The sequence below is a fragment of the Sphingopyxis sp. CR5 genome (genome assembly GCF_059693785.1).
Window position 1 is genome coordinate 1 of sequence record NZ_JCATIE010000003.1, and the last position, 15,551, is coordinate 15,551.

The following is a 15,551-nucleotide window of genomic DNA, read 5'->3' on the forward strand; positions in this document are numbered from 1 at the left end:
TGACCAGTCACAAGAGCACTCGCTCCCGCCGCTCCGATATCCTCGCTCATCACCGCTCCTCGCAAAGAGCGGCTATCAGCACCCCGGAACGCCGTCCCGCAAGGCGGCCTTCACACCACGGTTACGACATCACCTTCGCGGAACTGGTTTCAGCCGCACTCACGGAGGAAGTCGGAGAGACTCATCGGGGCGTTAAGACGCTGATGCGGTGGACGGGCGCCAGCGAGCGATGCGTGAAACATTGGCTCGCAGGGACTCATGCTCCCAGCGGGTCACACCTACTCGCGCTGATGCGACATTCGGACGAACTTTTGCGCCATCTGCTCATCGCAGCTGGGCGGCGCGAAGCTACTGTCGGGCTCGAGCTCGCCAGCTTACGTTTTAAGCTTCGTGAGCTCTTACTGTTGATGGACGAGGGTGGCGTCCCGCCGGTTCGTCACTGACGCGCCATTCCCTTCGAAGCAGTCACTCACCCGGCATCGTATTGGTCGATGCGTAATCCTTGAACTTGTCCGTGAAGTTCGCGTGATAGTCGTCGATCTGCATCTGCGCATTTTCTTCCGCATCCGCCTGCGAATCACCGCCAGCGCGGTCGGAGGCGGTGACGGCGGCTTTGAACGCCGATTGCTCGGCGTCGCATGCCGACTTTACGGAAAGCTCGAACTCCGCTTCGCTGACCTTTGCCTCAAGTTGCTTCTTGAGATGATCGCGAAGGCATTTCGTGAACGCGGCGCGCGTCGCGTCGACGTTGCCGGCCGGTGCTGGCGCCATGGCCGCCAAAAGAATTGAAGCGATAAGCATCCTGCGACTCCCCTTTTGCAGATGTTCTCTCGTTAGAAATTAGCGCAGCCCGGATTAAATTGGGAGCGCCATTTTAGCGCCACGATGCGATGCGGCCGTCTCCATCTCAGCATTGGCAACCAATGCGTGCGTCCGCGCGATTTGAATCAGAAGCGAGATTATGGAATTCGTAGCTAGCCCTTCAGGCTAGCGCGATGGGTGCCCGGTTCTGGGCTCCCTATCCCTTTCGGGACTGGGCCGGGCACCAATTCCTATTTCGTAGGTCAGAACGAAAACGCGGGTTTCCTACAATATTCGGCCGTGTCATGGTCGGCATATGGTTAGGCGTACGACGAAATGCCGGGACAAGGCGCTCGCGATCGAATTTTGGGTCGCTACCTGTGTGGTCGCCGGTGCCTTTGTCGTTGGCCTCCTCAGAGCGCTCGGTTATCTTTTCGATTAGAGGAGAAGTTGCGGGCGGAAGATGCTCGGCAAGCGCCGTGGTAGGAATCGAACCTCCGGACTTTTAAGTACAGCACTGACGGGGGCCTTTCTGGGGGCCTCCAAATTAGCATCGAGCTGAATGAATAGGCTTTCCTTCGGTTCCTGCAATTATTCGATTCCCTTCACCCGCTCCACTCCCGATCAGAACAGCCCCGGCTGCTCGCGCTGCTCGGTCGTCGGGTTTGCGGGCGTCAGCATGGCCGGGCCACGCGCCGGGGCGCCGGTGATGCGGCTTGCCGAGGCGGATCGCGTGTCGGCGATGCGGGTCGTGCACGACTGGCCCGACAGGAAATCGATCGCCGCGCGCACCGATGCTTCGCGCGGGTCGCCGAGCGGATAGGCGAGGTCGTCGTCGGCGGCGCAGCTGTTCGGGATGCGCGCGGCGAGGCCGTCATAATAATCGCCCGCGCCGTCGGCATTGGCGAGCGCAAAGGCGATCACGCGCATCCGGTCGTCGCATTCGGCATTGTCGAGTGCGATCTGGCCCACCGGCTTGCCATAGGTGTTGCCGCCGACCAGCGTCATGTTGGTGCCCAGATAGGGGAGCATGCCATTGATGACGAGTTCGCTCGCCGACGCGGTCGAATCGGTGCCGATGAAGGCCAGCCGCGTCGGCGTGATCGTCTGCGCCTGCGCGGTGAAGCGATGCTCGTCGTTTTCGCTCGATTTCTCCGGGCGGAATTTGACCTGCGAGAAAAGCTCGCCCGCATGCCCGCCGCCCAGCAGGTCGCCGAACAGCTCGGCGACCGACACCAGCCCGCCGCCATTGTAGCGCAGGTCGACGATCACGTCGGTCACGCCCTGGGCGCCGAAGCTCTGGAAGGCGTCGCGAAGCTGCGGACCGGCAGAGGTGATGAAGGTGCGCAGGTTCAGATAGCCATATTTATGGCCGCCTTCGGTGATGACCTTGGCGCCATAGCGATCGGATACGGGGTCGAGGTCGTATTCAGCCTTGGTCACCGTCACGTTGCGCGTGCCCGTCGCGTCGGTGACGCGCAGCACGCGCGTCACCCCGGCCTCGTCGGGCCCGAGCGCGTCGATGATGCCCGCGGTGCCCTCGGCCGCCACGATGCTCGCGATGGTCCGCATCGATCCGCCGCTCGTGCCGATTGCCGAAATCGACGCGCCGCGGTCGATCCCCGCGGTAAGCGCGGGCGCCCCTTCATAGGCTTCGGCGATCAGGATGACCTGGTTATAGGGATCATAGGCCAGCCGCACGCCATAGCCCGCGCTCGACCCGCTCGCATAATAGGCCTCTTCCTCGGCGATCGAGGTGATGTAGGTGAAATAGCGGTCCTTGTTCTGCGCCCGCGCCGGGGCCAGCAGCGCGTCGATATAGGTCTGCACGTCGCCATAGGCCGACGGATTGACGTTGGTCGCGACGTCATTCGGGAACAGGTACCATTCGTCGATCACCGCCTTGGCAAAATCCTGCCGCGACGACAGGCTGCAACTCGCGGTGGGGGTCGGCGTCGGCGTCGGCGACGGGGTGGGGGTGACCGTCACCGGCGGCGCGCTGCTGCTGCTCCCGCCGCCGCCGCCGCACGATGCGAGCATCAGCGCGGCAAGGCTCACTGCGGCGATCGACTGTCTGGACTTCGTCATGGTTTGCTCCCCGTTTTGCGCTCCCGCGCCTCGCGCGCGCGGCGCCTTATCGTTGATCGTCCGCCTTTGCACCGGCGGCGGCGGCGCCCTTGAATCCCTGGGCGACGACATAGAGTTCGGGCGACCCCTTGCGGCTCGCCGGCGGCTTGGCATGCTTCACGCTGGCGAAATGCGTCTTCAGCAGGGTCAGCAATTCGCGGTCGGCGCCGCCGGCGAAGACCTTGGCGACGAAGGCCCCGCCCGGCAGCAGGGTCTGCACCGCGAAATCGGCGGCGGTTTCGGCGAGTGCGATAGTGCGCAGATGATCGGTCTGGGGGTGTCCGACGGTGTTCGCCGCCATGTCCGAAATCACCAGGTCGGGCGCGCTGCCCAGCGCGTCGATCAGCGCGTCGGGCGCGGCGTCGTCCATGAAATCCATTTCCAGGATCGCCACCCCCTCGATCGGCTCGCACGCGAGCAGGTCGATCCCCGCGACCTTCGCGCGCGGGTTCGCCTTGCGCACCACCTGCGACCATCCGCCGGGCGTGATGCCCAGGTCGACGACCGCCCGCGCCTTTTTCAGAAAGCCGAATTTTTCGTCGAGCTCGAGCAGCTTGTACGCGGCGCGCGAGCGATAGCCTTCGGCTTGCGCGCGGCGGACATAGGGATCGTTGAGCTGGCGCTGCAACCAGCGCGTCGACGACGCGCTGCGCCGCCGCGCGGTCTTGACCCGCTCGTGCAATCCGCCCCGCCCGCTCCCTGTGCCCTTGCGGCTCATCGGCGATACTCGCGGCGAGTCACGGGAATGTCGCGGCCCTGCATGGCCAGCGTGCGCAAGATGCCTTCGCGGATGCCGCGGTCGGCGACGCCGATGCGGGCGGCCGGCCACAGGTCGATGATGCTTTCCAGGATCGCACAGCCCGCGACGACCAGGTCGGCGCGCTCGCGCCCGATGCAGGCGATCTCGGCGCGGTCGGCGATGCTGGCCTCGGCCAGGCGGCGGCTGATCGCGCGCATCTCGTCCGACGGGACGATGATGCCGTCGACCACGCGCCGGTCGTAGCGCGGCAGGTCCAGAAAGACGCTCGCGAGCGTCGTCACCGTGCCGCTGGTGCCGAGCAGGCGCAGCGGCTGGCCCGCGAAGCGCGTCGCGCGGCTGGCGAACGCGGCAAAGGCGTCGCGGGTGACCTGGCGCATATGGGCATAGCTGGCCTGGCGTGCGGACAGGTCGTCGGCGGCGGGGGACGCATGTTCGGTCAGCGAGACGACCCCCCACGGCACGCTGATCCAATCGTGGATCCTGACGTCCTGTCCGGTCGCCTCGACGTGCATCAGTTCGGTCGAGCCGCCGCCGATGTCGAAGATCAGCCCCGGACCCTCGCCGGGCTCCATCAGGTTGTGACAGCCGAGCACCGCCAGCCGCGCCTCTTCGGCCGCCGTAATGACGTCGAGCGCGATCCCCGTTTCGGCCCGCACGCGCGCGACCAGCTCGTCGCAATTGCTCGCCCGGCGACACGCCTCGGTGGCAACCGCGCGCGACAGAGACACGTGGCGGCGGCGCAGCTTGTCGGCGCAGATCGCGAGCGCTCCCACCGCGCGATCCATCGCCTGGTCGCTGATCCGGCCGCTGCGATGCAGCCCTTCGCCGAGCCGGACGATGCGGGAAAAGGCGTCGATCACGACCAGCTCGCCGTCCTGCGGGCGCGCGATCAGCAACCGGCAATTGTTGGTGCCGAGGTCGATCGCCCCATAGCTTTTCGGTCGCGTAAAGGGAAAGGGGCGGGACGGGACGCCGCCCTGTTGTCTGTCTTTCGCCACCGCTGGCCGAGGCCGCGGCGGCCGCCCGGATGGCGATGCCATTTGCCGCATGGCTATGTTGACCTGTCTTCTCACGCGTCCGCCTGGATGCGGACGTGCACTTGGGGACAAGCCTAGGCGCGCGCGGCAATGAAGGCAAGCCGGATCGCCCCGGCGCCCACCTCTATGCGCCTGCCGCGCAAGGAAAACCCCGCCCGGCGTGCGAATCGCCGGACGGGGTGAAAGGTGGGAGGGGACTTATTGGGGGTCGGGCCTGCCCTTAGCGGCAGCCGTCATTCCCCTTGTCGATCGCACGGCCCGCGATCGCGCCGATCGCGCCGCCGATGATCGTGCCGACGGTCTTGTCGCCGCGGCCCGCGATTTCGTTGCCGGCCAGCCCGCCGGCGATCGCGCCGATCACGGTGCCGCCGGTGCCGTTGTCGCACTGGCGATAGCGGCGGTTGTCATAGCGGTTGTTGTAATAGCGACGGTCGTTGCGGCGGTCATAACGGCTATCGTAACGGTCGCTGCGCCGGTCGTAGCGGCGATCGTGCCGGTCATAGCCCGCCTGGTAGGTCGAATAGCCGGCGCGGTCGTAATAGCCGCCCTGCGCGGCGGCGGGCGCGGCCATGCCCAGCGTCGCGGCGGACATCAGCGCGGCGATGGAGAGCGTCGTCATCTTTTTCATCTCTTTTCTCCTTCTTTCCGTTCGGCCCTTGGCTGGGGCGTTGGTTCGATGATGCCCTTTTGCCCGATTCGCTTTGAGCCAAGGCTGAACATCGCTGTCGGCGTTCGTTCAGCTTCGGTTGCCTGCCGTTCATCTTGCCGGCGCGCGGGCCTTCCCTTTCGGCGGCGACCCTTCTACCCCCGCGCCGATGCGTCGCCTGCTTCCCGCCACCCTGATCTTCCTGCTCCTCGGCCCGCTCCCGGGAACGGCGATGCGCTTTCCGGGCGTCGACGAAAGCCAGCGGGCTCTGGCGACTCCGGTGGACCTTGCGCCCGTCCGGTCGGGGTCGCTGCGCTTCGTTCGCGGGTGGCACCTGCAAAGTCCCAACAGCCACTTCGGCGGTTTTTCGGCGCTCGCGCGGCCTGCGCCGGGGCGCTATCTGCTGGTGTCGGACAATGGCTATGTGTCGCGGCTGGCCCTGTCGCCCGCCGGGGCGCTGACGGCGTTTCGCATCGATCCGCTGCCGTCGCCGCCCGGCAAGCGTCACCGCAAGCTGGCGGTCGACTATGAATCCTTCGCCTTCGATCCGGTCAGCGGCCGAAGCTGGGCGGGGCTGGAAAATGTCAACCAGATATGGCGTCTCGATCCGCGGCTGACGCGTGTCGAAGCGAAGGCCGCCTTGCCCGACTGGCCCTCGAACAGCGGGCCAGAGGCGCTGGTGCGCTTCGCCGACGGCCGGATCATCGTCTTCTCCGAACATGGCGGCGACGATCCGCGTGGCAGCGAGGCGGTCGTCTATCGCGGCGACCCGGCGGCCCCGAACCGCAAAGCCGTGCGCTTTTTCTACGACACCGGGGGTCGGGGGCGGGTCAGCGACGCGGCCCCGCTTCCCGACGGCCGGATCCTGCTTGTCCATCGCCGGCTCGGCTTCGATCCGGTGTTTACGACGATCCTCGCCGTCGTCGACCCGGCCGACATCGCGCCTGGCGCGGTGGTCCGGTCGGTGACGATCGGGCGCGTCCCGAGGGCGCTCGCCGACAATTTCGAGGGCGCCGCGGTCGCGGCCGAAGGCGGCAGGACCTGGCTGTGGCTGGTATCCGACAATAATTTCAACGTCTGGCAGCGCAGCCTGCTGCTCCAGTTCGAACTCGTCGGCCTGCCGCCGCGGCGAACGGCGGACGGCAATAAGGCGGCGCGCTGAGTCTCGCGGTCCCAAAACGGCTCCGGCCCGCTCCCCCACCCGGGCTCCCGATGCGCTATGCTATGGAAGGCCGAGTGGGGGAGCGGGCCGGAGCCGCACAAGGAATGGCGAATTACGCTGCCTTTTCGGCGAGCTTCTTCGCGACTTCCTTCTTCAGCTTGCGGGCATTCGCCGAAAGCTGCTCGTCGCCGGTCTTCATCAGCCAGTTGTCGAGGCCGCCATTATGCTCGACCGAGCGCAGGCCGTGGGTCGACACGCGCAGCTTCACGCCCTTGCCGAGCGCTTCCGACAGCAAGGTCACATTCTGCAGATTGGGCAGGAAGGTGCGCTTGGTCTTGTTGTTGGCGTGGCTGACATTGTGGCCAACCTGGCGACCCTTGCCGGTCAGTTCGCAAATGCGCGACATGGTTCTCGTCCTTACAAAATCTGGGCGGCGTGCCGGCTGGCGCGAAAGGCGCCGAAAAGACCGGGTGGGCCGGGAAAGGCGCGCGCTTATCGGCTTGCCGGGGATTCGTCAAGGCATTAGCGGGAAGATCATGGCTCTTTTCCCGCTCCCCGACCCGATGCGCCGCGCGCTCGATCTCGCGCGAATCGCCGCCGGTCGGGGCGAGGTGCCCGTCGGTGCGGTCATCGTCAAGGATGGCGAAATCATCGCCGAGGGGCACAACGCCCCGCGCGAATCGCACGACCCGACCGCGCATGCGGAGATCGTCGCGATTCGCGCCGCGGCGGCAAGGCTCGGCAGCGAGCGGCTCGACGGCTGCGACCTCCACGTCACGCTCGAACCCTGCGCGATGTGCGCGGGCGCCATCGCCCACGCGCGCATCGCGCGGCTCTATTACGGCGCCGACGATCCGAAGGGCGGCGCGGTCGCGCACGGTCCGCGCCTGTTCGCACAGCCGACGGTGCACCACCGGCCAGAGATCTATGACGGCATCGGGGCCGGCGAGTCCGCGGCGCTGCTCCGGGATTTTTTCGCGGCGCGGCGCTGAGCCGAGTCATAATCCCAATATCTGGTCGACCCATTGCGGAACCAGCACGGTCGCCGGCCCGTGGCGCGCCTCGTCGAACCAACGGCTGCCCTGGCTCGGCTCCATTTTGAGCTCCAGCGTCCTTGCCCCGGCCTGCCGCGCCTCGCGCACGAAGCCCGCGGCGGGATAGACCGCGCCCGAGGTGCCGATCGACACGAACAGGTCGGCGTGGTTCAACGCCGCATAGATGTCCTCCATCCGGTACGGCATCTCGCCGAACCAGACGACGTCGGGGCGCAGATGACCCGGCATGCCGCAGGCGGGGCAGGCTGGACGGTCGAACAGCGTTCCGGTCCAGCGGCTGCGCGTGTCGCACGCGGTGCACCAGGCGTTCAGATGCTCGCCGTGCATGTGGATCAGCCGCTTCGCGCCCGCACGCTCGTGCAGGTCGTCGACATTCTGCGTGACGATCAGCAGCTCGCCGGGCCATGCGGCGTCGAGACGCGCGAGCGCCGCGTGCGCGGCGTTCGGCTGCTTCGCCTGGATCGCCTCGCGCCGCGCATCGTAAAAGCGGTGGACCAGGTCGGGGTCGCGGGCAAAGGCCTCCGGGGTCGCAACATCCTCGACGCGATGTTGTTCCCACAACCCGCCGGCGTCGCGAAACGTGTCTATGCCGCTCTCGGCAGAAACGCCCGCGCCGGTCAGGACGACGATGTTCCGAATCGGGGACATGCGCCCTCTTATCCATGGCCGAGCGGCAAAGTCGAGACGCCGGCATCGCGCCAAGCCTCGACTCGGTTCGCCCGGCGGGTCTAAGGGGGGCGCGAAAGTGAGGGGACGCGTCATGACCAATATCGGCATCGTCGGCAGCCACGGCCGGATGGGCGTCGCGCTCGCCGCGGCGATCTCGGAAGCCGGGCAGCATCATCACGGCATCGACAAGGGCGGCAACGTCGCAAAGCTCGCGGAGCGCAGCGACGTGCTCGTCGACTTCTCCTCGCCCGCGGCGCTCGAGGCGACGCTCGACGCCTGCACCGCCGCGAAAAAGCCGATCGTGATCGGCACGACCGGGCTCGAGGAGCGCCACCATTATCTGATCGACGATGCCGCCAGGGAGATTGCGGTGCTGCAAACCGGCAATACCTCGCTCGGCGTCACCCTGCTCGCGCATCTGGTGCGCGAGGCCGCGGCGCGGCTCGATGCCGACTGGGATATCGAGATCCTCGAAATGCACCACGCGCGCAAGGTCGATGCGCCCAGCGGCACCGCGCTGCTGCTCGGCCAGGCGGCGGCCGAGGGGCGAGGAATCAATCTCGACCGCTGCTCCGAACGCAGCCGCGACGGCGTCACCGGCGCGCGCGGTCATGGCAAGATCGGCTTCGCGAGCCTGCGCGGTGGCACCGTCGCCGGCGACCATGACGTGATCTTCGCAGGGCCGGAGGAAATGCTGACGCTGTCGCACCGCGCCGAAAACCGCATGATCTTCGCGCGCGGCGCGGTAAAGGCGGCGCTGTGGCTCGTCCATCAGAAGCCGGGACGCTACACGATGGCGCAGGTGCTGGGACTGTAACGCTCGAAGAGCGTCGGGACGAAAATCCGCCTTGCCTTGGGTGGCCCTAACTGTATTATACACATAATACAGGAGTCATCGCATGTCCATCGTGTCGCCAGCCGCCGAAACCGCTCGCTATGTCGACAGCCTCGGGGCGGCCGCGCTGGCCCGGGCGGCAGCTTATACGGCTGGCGAGGAAGCGTTGATGATCGCGGGCGTCGCGGTGTCGATCTTCATTGCCTGGCTGATGATCCGGTTGCGCCTGCTCGACCGGATCGCGGCACGGATGACCGCGCGATCCTGGCTGGTGGCGACCTTCGCGATCGGCTTGGCCTTCTTTGTCGTCTCCGATGCGATCCGCCTGCCGTGGACGGTGTTCGTCAATTGGCAGCGCGAGCGTGACTATGGTCTGTCGAGCCAGCCGCTGGGCGATTTTCTGGGGCAGGCCGCGCTAAGCAGCCTGATTTCCGGTCTCTTCGGCGCGTTGTTCATTGTCGGCATCTATTGGTTGATCGGACGTGCGGGGCGGCGCTGGTGGCTGTGGGCGGGCGGGTTCACAGCGCTCGTGACGACCGCGATGCTGTTGCTGGCGCCGACGCTGATCGCGCCGCTTTTCAACGAATATGAGCCGGTGCCGCCGGGGCAGGTTCGCACCGCGCTCGAGGAGATCGCCGACCGGACGGGCATTCCCCACGACCATATCTATATGTACGACGGATCGCGCCAGTCGGACATCTTCACGGCCAATGTCGCCGGGATCGGGCCGTCGGCGCGCATTGCCATTTCCGACGTCGCGCTCGACAAGGCGTCGCTCGACGAGGTGAAGGTGGTCACCGCGCACGAAGCAGGCCATTATACGCTGGGCCATGTCTGGCGGCATATAGTAGTGCTCCCGCTGCTCGCCTTTCTGGTGCTCGCACTCATCGACCGGCTGTTCGCGCCGGCCGCGCGGTTGCTGGGTTCGTCTGCGGCGCTGGGCGATCCGGTCGGGCTGCCGGTGTTCATGGCGCTCGTTTCGTGCCTCAGCCTCCTCACGGTGCCTTTGGTCAACAGCCTGACCCGCATCGGCGAGGCGCAGGCCGATGCCTATGCGCTCGAAACGACCCGCCTGCCCGATGCGCTTGCGAGCGCCTTGCTCAAGACCGCCGAATACCGCTATCCGCGTCCACACCCGCTGCAGGAGGCGATCTTCTACAACCATCCCTCGGTTGAGAATCGCATTCGCGCGGCGATGGAATGGAAGGCGGCGCACCGTGGCGAAACAGCAGGCGAGCGGCCGGGGAATGACCCGCGCTGACATCTTCGAATTCTTCCGCCGCCTTGCCGAGCTGAACCCCGATCCCGAAACCGAGCTCGAATATGGCAATACTTATCAACTGCTCGTCGCGGTCGTGCTCTCGGCACAGGCGACCGACGTCGGGGTGAACAAGGCGACGCGGCGGCTGTTCGAGGCGGTGAAGACGCCCCAGGCGATGCTCGACCTCGGCGAAGCGGGCCTCAAGGACCACATCAAGACGATTGGCCTGTTCAACGCCAAGGCGAAGAATGTCATCGCGCTCAGCGCAATCCTCGTGCGCGATTATGGCGGAGAGGTGCCCGCCGACCGCGATGCGCTGGTCGAGCTGCCGGGCGTCGGGCGCAAGACCGCCAATGTCGTGATGAACTCGGCATTCGGGGCAGAGACTTTCGCGGTCGATACGCACATCTTTCGCGTCGGCAATCGCACCGGCCTCGCGCCGGGCAAGACGCCCCTCGCGGTCGAGAAACAGCTCGAAAAAAAGGTGCCGGGGCCGTTTCGCGTCGGCGCCCACCACTGGCTGATCCTCCACGGCCGCTACATCTGCAAGGCGCGCACCCCCGAATGCTGGCGCTGCCCGGTGGCGGACCTGTGCGCCTACAAGCCTAAGACACTGGCGCCGAAGGCGAAAAAGGCACCCGCCTGAATCCGGTCGCTCCGGCGCCGCGATTCGGCGCGCCGCAAACCGTGAAATCCGGCCTGAACATCGGGCGATTCGTCGCATAAATGCGGGCTTTTTCGGCGTACATCCTATGCAGCGAAACGTGGGGGGTAGCAGCCCGGCACGGCGCCAGGGGGCGCGGCCTGCAAGGCCGCGGCAACGCACGGCCGGCTGATGCCATCAAAGGAGTTACAGAATGCGTTTCGTTTCCAAAAGTCCAAAGGCGCTGATGCTGCTGGCCCTGCTCGCCGTCCCGGCGACGGGCAGTTGGGCGCAGGAGCAGCAGGACCAATCGCAGGACGACGTCATGGCCACCGTCTATGGTCAGGGGATGCCCGACCCGGCCGACATGGCCAAGGGGCCCGAGGTAGAAGGAATTATCTCCGCGCGCAGCGGCAACCAGATCCAGATCACCACCGCCGACGGCACTCGAACCGTCGTGGCCGTCGGCGATACGACCAGGATCCGGTCCAGCGGGGGTTTCCTTGGCCTCAATCGCGACAAGCTCGCCGCCGATGCGCTGATGAACGGCCTGCCGGTCTCGGTCGAGACACTCCAGTGGGACGGCGGGCTGCTCGCCAGCCAGATCGATCTCAAGAACAAGGATCTGAAAACCGCGTCGATGATCCAGAACGGCACCAACCAGCGGTTCGAGGTGCAGGAAGCCGCGACCGAGGCGCTGCGCGGCCGGATGGGCGATATCGACAAATATAATATCAAGGGCACGACCAATGTGAACTTCGACGTCGGCAAGGCGGTGCTGTCCGAACAGGCGAAGGCCGATCTGTGCGCGGCGGCGTCGCAGGCCGAAGGTACCGAAAACGCCCTGCTGCTCGTCGTCGGCTACACCGATTCGACCGGCAGCCAGGACTTCAACCAGCAGCTCAGCGAAAAGCGTGCGAGCCGCGTGGTCAACTACCTGCAACAGGCGTGCAAGTGGAAGCCCTATCGCATGCTGACGCCGACCGGCATGGCCGAAGCCGATCCGCTGGCCGACAACAGCACGCCCGAGGGCAAAGCGCAGAACCGCCGCGTCGCGGTGAACATCCTCGTCAGCAAGAGCGTCGACGGGATCTGATCCGGCCTGGGGGTGGGTGCGCCCACCCCCCTTCCGATCTCGATCGCCGGGCGGGACCGCCGGTCCGGCAGCGATTGTCGCTTGCCGATTGCGCGTGGCGCGGCATAGTCGCGCCATGCGCACATCCTACGCCCCGCTCGCTTTCGCCGCCGCCCTCCTGGCCGCCGCGCCCGTACACGCCAAGCCCGCCGATCCGGCCGCGGCGAAGCGGATTCTGATGGACAGCGTCGCGATCCCGACCGTCGCCGGGCGCGGCAAGGTGCCCGAACTGGCGGCCTATTATAAAAAGGTGCTGACCGCGGCGGGCTTCGCCGATGGCGATATCGTGATCACCCCGATCGGCGAAACCGCGACCTTCGCCGCGACGCTCAAGGGTTCGACCGACGCAAAGCCGATCCTGATGCTCGGCCATATGGACGTCGTCGAGGCCGATGCGAAGGACTGGACGCGCGATCCCTTCGTGCCCGTGGAAGAGGACGGCTATATCTTCGGCCGCGGGTCAGAGGATAACAAGTTCGACGTCGCGATGATGGTCGCGACGATGGCCCAGCTCAAGAAAGACGGCTTCAAGCCGAAGCGCACGATCATCCTGCTGCTCTCGGGCGACGAGGAAACCGCGATGGTGACGACGCGCGCGCTCGCCGCGAAATACACGGGCGCCGAAATGGCCTTGAACGGCGATGGCGGCGGCGGGCTGATCGGCGAGGACGGCACGGCGCAATACTACGGGCTGCAGGCGGGCGAGAAGACCTATGCCGATTTCACGCTCGAAGTGACCAATCCCGGCGGCCACAGCTCGCGCCCCGGCCCGATCAACGCGATCGTGCAATTGTCGAACGCGCTCGCAAAGGTCGGCGCCTATCATTTCAAGCCGCAGCAGAACGAGCTGACCAGGGCGGGGATGCCGATCGTCGCCGACCAGGTCGGCGGCGACATCGGCGCGGCGCTCAAGGCTTTTGCCGCCGACCCGGCCGACGCGGCGGCGATCGCGACGATCACCGCCGATCCCGAATATGTCGGGCAGATCGGGACGACCTGCGTGCCGACGCTGGTGAACGGCGGTCATGCCGAAAATGCGCTCCCGCAACGCGCGACCGCGAACATCAACTGCCGCATCTTCCCCGGCGTGCCGGTCGCGGCGGTGCGCGCCGAACTCGAAAAGGTCATCGCCGATCCCGCCGTGACCGTGAAGGACGATCCCGACGCGACCGCGAGCGATGCGTCGCCGCTGCGCGGCGACGTGGTCGCCGCGGTGACCAAGGCGGTGCACGCGCGCTTCCCCGGCATTCCGATCATCCCGTCGATGAGCGCCGGCGCGACCGACAGCCTGCATTTCCGCGCCGTCGGCGTGCCGAGCTATGGCGTCGCGGGCCTGTTTTCAAAGGCGAGCGACAGCTTCGCGCACGGGCTTAACGAACGCGTGCCCGTCGATGCCATCCCCGGTGCGCTCGCGCATTGGGACAGCCTGCTCAGGGATTTGTCGAAATAGGATAATGCTCCGGATCCCGTTCGCCCTGAGCTTGTCGAAGCGCCGTTCTTTTTCTTCGACGCCGCCAAAGAACAACGGTGCTTCGACAGGCTCAGCACAAACGGATTGGGGGAGGGGTAGCGGTCAGACCAAAGCCGCCACCGCGCGCTCGATCATCGCCGCTGCCGCCTCGGCGCCGAAGCTCGTCGCGTCGAGCGACAGCTCGAGCCACAGCCCGTCGACCATCGCGGTCAGCATGATCGCCAGCCGCGATGCGTCGGCTGCCCCGCACGCGGCCAGCAGATCGCCGAGGCGCGCACGGTATCCGGCATAGCTTGCCGCATGGATCGCCGCCATCCGCGCATCGCTGCGGGCGAGCGCCCAGAAGGCGGTCCACGCGCCGAGCAGATTGGGGTCGGTTACCGGCGGGCGGAAACTTGCGGTGAGATAAGCCCTCAATTGCGCGCGCGGGTCGGGTCCGGCGTCGGCGACCGCGGACGCGAAGACCGCGTCCATCCGATCGCTCGTCGCCTGATAGGTCGCGGCGACCAGATCGTCGATGCCGCCGAAATAATGGCGCAGCAGGCCGGGCGATACCCCGGCCCTTGCACAGATCGCGCGCACATTGGTGCGGGCCAGCCCCTGCTCGGCAAGCACAGCCGCGGTCGCCTCGATCAGGGCGGTGCGACGCGCATCGGCGCTCTCGCGCGTAAAGGCTTGGCGGGGGGCAGTCATGTTGTTATACGCATGTATAACAAGGACGGACTCATGGCAACGCTGCGCGACACCTTCGACACCATCGACCCCCTCGACGGCTGGTCGCTCCCGGCGTGGACCTACAGCGACCCCGATTTCTACGCTGCCGAAGTCGAGCGCATCTTCCGCCCGAGCTGGCAGGTCGTCTGCCACGACAGCGACATTGCGAACCCCGGCGACTGGCACAGCATCGACTATGTCGGCGAAAGCGTGATCCTGGTGCGCGGGACCGACGCGGTCGTGCGGGCCTTCACCAACGTCTGCCGCCACCGCGGCTCGCGCCTCGTCGACGGCGCGGCGGGCTGCGCCAGGAAGCTCGTCTGCCCCTATCACGCCTGGACCTATGACCTCGACGGCCGGCTGACCGGCGTTCCCGATTCGGCAAGCTATCCGACGCTCGACAAGGGCAAGGCGGGGCTCGCCCCGGTCGAGGCCGAACAATGGCGCGGCTTCTGGTTCGTCCGGCTCGCCGACGACGGCGGCCCGTCGGTCGCGGCGATGATGGCGCCCTATGAGGCGATGGTCGCCCCCTACCGCTTCGAGGAACTCGGCGCGCTGGGCCGCGTCACGCTGCGCCCGCGCGATGTGAACTGGAAGAATGTCGGCGACAATTATTCGGACGGCCTCCACATCCCCGTCGCGCACCCCGGCCTCACCCGGCTGTTCGGCAAAAGCTATGGAGTCGAAGCTCAGGAGCGCGTCGACCGCATGTGGGGCGACCTGATCGACCGGCCGTCGGCGAATTGGTCCGAGCGCCTGTACCAGCACTTGTTGCCGCCGGTGCCGCATCTGCCCGCCGATCGTCAGCGCCACTGGCTCTACTTCAAGCTGTGGCCGAACGTCGCCTTCGACATCTATCCCGACCAGGTCGATTTCATGCAGTGGCTGCCGACCGGCCCGACGAGCTGCCTGATCCGCGAAATTTCCTATGTGCTCCCCGACGCCTGTTCTGGAGAGTGGCGCCGCGAGATGCGCGCGGCGCGCTACCTCAACTGGCGTATCAACCGCCAGGTCAATGCCGAGGACACCGCGCTGATCACCCGCGTCCAGCAGGGGATGGCGTCGCGGAGCTTCTCGATGGGCCCCTTGAGCGACAAGGAGGTGTGCCTCAGGCATTTCTGCACGCGGATGCGCGACATCATTCCCGAGGCGCGGCTCGAACAGGCGCCGCCGGCGGGGTGGAGCCGATAGATCCCCCTCCCGCTTGCGGGAGGGGTTAGGGGGAGGGCCTGTGG

16 protein-coding genes are annotated in these 15,551 nt (G+C 66.6%); 8 read left to right on the forward strand and 8 right to left on the reverse strand.

Annotated features, from left to right (window positions below):
• Window positions 1–465 precede the first annotated feature (465 nt).
• The 5 genes from AC58D2_RS04960 to AC58D2_RS04980 form a co-directional block, all read right to left on the reverse strand.
• Window positions 466–771: a hypothetical protein gene (locus tag AC58D2_RS04960; RefSeq protein WP_497388568.1), complete on the reverse strand. Its 306-nt coding sequence runs from the start codon at window positions 769–771 to the stop codon at window positions 466–468.
• A 654-nt stretch (window positions 772–1,425) separates the two neighbouring features.
• Window positions 1,426–2,889, reverse strand: a complete 1,464-nt coding sequence (locus tag AC58D2_RS04965) for a S41 family peptidase (protein ID WP_497387894.1) — start codon at window positions 2,887–2,889, stop codon at window positions 1,426–1,428.
• A gap of 46 nt (window positions 2,890–2,935) precedes the next feature.
• Window positions 2,936–3,646 (reverse strand): RlmE family RNA methyltransferase, encoded by a 711-nt coding sequence (locus tag AC58D2_RS04970; protein WP_497387896.1) that lies wholly within the window; start codon window positions 3,644–3,646, stop codon window positions 2,936–2,938.
• The gene (locus AC58D2_RS04975) at window positions 3,643–4,686 is read right to left on the reverse strand and encodes a Ppx/GppA phosphatase family protein (protein ID WP_497387898.1); all 1,044 of its coding nucleotides are present in this window, start codon (window positions 4,684–4,686) and stop codon (window positions 3,643–3,645) included. The genes AC58D2_RS04970 and AC58D2_RS04975 overlap by 4 nt, the downstream gene beginning before the upstream one ends.
• 259 nt (window positions 4,687–4,945) lie before the next feature.
• Complete coding sequence (locus AC58D2_RS04980) at window positions 4,946–5,353, reverse strand: glycine zipper 2TM domain-containing protein (RefSeq protein ID WP_497387900.1); 408 nt, start codon at window positions 5,351–5,353, stop codon at window positions 4,946–4,948.
• Window positions 5,354–5,540: 187 nt separating this feature from the next.
• On the opposite strand from AC58D2_RS04980, the gene AC58D2_RS04985 reads away from it, so the two are divergent.
• Entirely contained in the window at window positions 5,541–6,533 is a 993-nt protein-coding gene (locus AC58D2_RS04985) for an esterase-like activity of phytase family protein (protein WP_497387902.1), read from the forward strand.
• A gap of 112 nt (window positions 6,534–6,645) precedes the next feature.
• On the opposite strand, the gene rpmB is transcribed toward AC58D2_RS04985, so the two are convergent.
• Complete coding sequence (rpmB, locus tag AC58D2_RS04990; protein WP_317152207.1) at window positions 6,646–6,939, reverse strand: 50S ribosomal protein L28; 294 nt, start codon at window positions 6,937–6,939, stop codon at window positions 6,646–6,648.
• 130 nt (window positions 6,940–7,069) lie between these two features.
• On the opposite strand from rpmB, the gene tadA reads away from it, so the two are divergent.
• Window positions 7,070–7,525 (forward strand): tRNA adenosine(34) deaminase TadA, encoded by a 456-nt coding sequence (tadA, locus tag AC58D2_RS04995; protein ID WP_497387904.1) that lies wholly within the window; start codon window positions 7,070–7,072, stop codon window positions 7,523–7,525.
• Between the two features lie 6 nt (window positions 7,526–7,531).
• On the opposite strand, the gene AC58D2_RS05000 is transcribed toward tadA, so the two are convergent.
• Complete coding sequence (locus AC58D2_RS05000) at window positions 7,532–8,236, reverse strand: NAD-dependent deacylase (RefSeq protein ID WP_497387906.1); 705 nt, start codon at window positions 8,234–8,236, stop codon at window positions 7,532–7,534.
• A 112-nt stretch (window positions 8,237–8,348) separates the two neighbouring features.
• On the opposite strand from AC58D2_RS05000, the gene dapB reads away from it, so the two are divergent.
• The 5 genes from dapB (at window position 8,349) to AC58D2_RS05025 (ending at window position 13,581) form a co-directional block, all read left to right on the forward strand.
• Window positions 8,349–9,074: a 4-hydroxy-tetrahydrodipicolinate reductase gene (gene dapB / locus AC58D2_RS05005; protein WP_497387908.1), complete on the forward strand. Its 726-nt coding sequence runs from the start codon at window positions 8,349–8,351 to the stop codon at window positions 9,072–9,074.
• A gap of 82 nt (window positions 9,075–9,156) precedes the next feature.
• Window positions 9,157–10,353: a M48 family metallopeptidase gene (locus AC58D2_RS05010; protein ID WP_497387910.1), complete on the forward strand. Its 1,197-nt coding sequence runs from the start codon at window positions 9,157–9,159 to the stop codon at window positions 10,351–10,353.
• Window positions 10,340–10,999: an endonuclease III gene (gene nth / locus AC58D2_RS05015; RefSeq protein ID WP_497387912.1), complete on the forward strand. Its 660-nt coding sequence runs from the start codon at window positions 10,340–10,342 to the stop codon at window positions 10,997–10,999. The genes AC58D2_RS05010 and nth overlap by 14 nt, the downstream gene beginning before the upstream one ends.
• Window positions 11,000–11,210: 211 nt before the next feature.
• Window positions 11,211–12,092, forward strand: a complete 882-nt coding sequence (locus AC58D2_RS05020) for an OmpA family protein (RefSeq protein ID WP_497387914.1) — start codon at window positions 11,211–11,213, stop codon at window positions 12,090–12,092.
• A gap of 115 nt (window positions 12,093–12,207) precedes the next feature.
• Complete coding sequence (locus tag AC58D2_RS05025) at window positions 12,208–13,581, forward strand: M20/M25/M40 family metallo-hydrolase (RefSeq protein ID WP_497387916.1); 1,374 nt, start codon at window positions 12,208–12,210, stop codon at window positions 13,579–13,581.
• Window positions 13,582–13,704: 123 nt separating this feature from the next.
• Here the strand turns inward: AC58D2_RS05025 and AC58D2_RS05030 are convergent, their stop codons facing one another.
• Window positions 13,705–14,295, reverse strand: coding sequence for a TetR/AcrR family transcriptional regulator (locus AC58D2_RS05030; RefSeq protein ID WP_497387918.1), 591 nt, complete (start codon window positions 14,293–14,295; stop codon window positions 13,705–13,707).
• A 33-nt stretch (window positions 14,296–14,328) separates the two neighbouring features.
• Here AC58D2_RS05030 and AC58D2_RS05035 point away from each other — a divergent pair, with 33 nt between their 5' ends.
• Complete coding sequence (locus AC58D2_RS05035) at window positions 14,329–15,507, forward strand: aromatic ring-hydroxylating oxygenase subunit alpha (RefSeq protein WP_497387920.1); 1,179 nt, start codon at window positions 14,329–14,331, stop codon at window positions 15,505–15,507.
• Window positions 15,508–15,551 lie beyond the last annotated feature (44 nt).

Bases quoted from the DNA above. Each gene is read 5' to 3' on its own strand.
- AC58D2_RS04960 (WP_497388568.1), bottom strand. From the start codon at position 771: ATGGCGCCAGCACCGGCCGGCAACGTCGACGCGACGCGCGCCGCGTTC.
- AC58D2_RS04965 (WP_497387894.1), bottom strand. From the start codon at position 2,889: ATGACGAAGTCCAGACAGTCGATCGCCGCAGTGAGCCTTGCCGCGCTG.
- AC58D2_RS04970 (WP_497387896.1), bottom strand. From the start codon at position 3,646: ATGAGCCGCAAGGGCACAGGGAGCGGGCGGGGCGGATTGCACGAGCGG.
- AC58D2_RS04980 (WP_497387900.1), bottom strand. From the start codon at position 5,353: ATGAAAAAGATGACGACGCTCTCCATCGCCGCGCTGATGTCCGCCGCG.
- AC58D2_RS04985 (WP_497387902.1), top strand. From the start codon at position 5,541: ATGCGTCGCCTGCTTCCCGCCACCCTGATCTTCCTGCTCCTCGGCCCG.
- rpmB (WP_317152207.1), bottom strand. From the start codon at position 6,939: ATGTCGCGCATTTGCGAACTGACCGGCAAGGGTCGCCAGGTTGGCCAC.
- tadA (WP_497387904.1), top strand. From the start codon at position 7,070: ATGGCTCTTTTCCCGCTCCCCGACCCGATGCGCCGCGCGCTCGATCTC.
- AC58D2_RS05000 (WP_497387906.1), bottom strand. From the start codon at position 8,236: ATGTCCCCGATTCGGAACATCGTCGTCCTGACCGGCGCGGGCGTTTCT.
- dapB (WP_497387908.1), top strand. From the start codon at position 8,349: ATGACCAATATCGGCATCGTCGGCAGCCACGGCCGGATGGGCGTCGCG.
- AC58D2_RS05010 (WP_497387910.1), top strand. From the start codon at position 9,157: ATGTCCATCGTGTCGCCAGCCGCCGAAACCGCTCGCTATGTCGACAGC.
- nth (WP_497387912.1), top strand. From the start codon at position 10,340: ATGACCCGCGCTGACATCTTCGAATTCTTCCGCCGCCTTGCCGAGCTG.
- AC58D2_RS05020 (WP_497387914.1), top strand. From the start codon at position 11,211: ATGCGTTTCGTTTCCAAAAGTCCAAAGGCGCTGATGCTGCTGGCCCTG.
- AC58D2_RS05025 (WP_497387916.1), top strand. From the start codon at position 12,208: ATGCGCACATCCTACGCCCCGCTCGCTTTCGCCGCCGCCCTCCTGGCC.
- AC58D2_RS05030 (WP_497387918.1), bottom strand. From the start codon at position 14,295: ATGACTGCCCCCCGCCAAGCCTTTACGCGCGAGAGCGCCGATGCGCGT.
- AC58D2_RS05035 (WP_497387920.1), top strand. From the start codon at position 14,329: ATGGCAACGCTGCGCGACACCTTCGACACCATCGACCCCCTCGACGGC.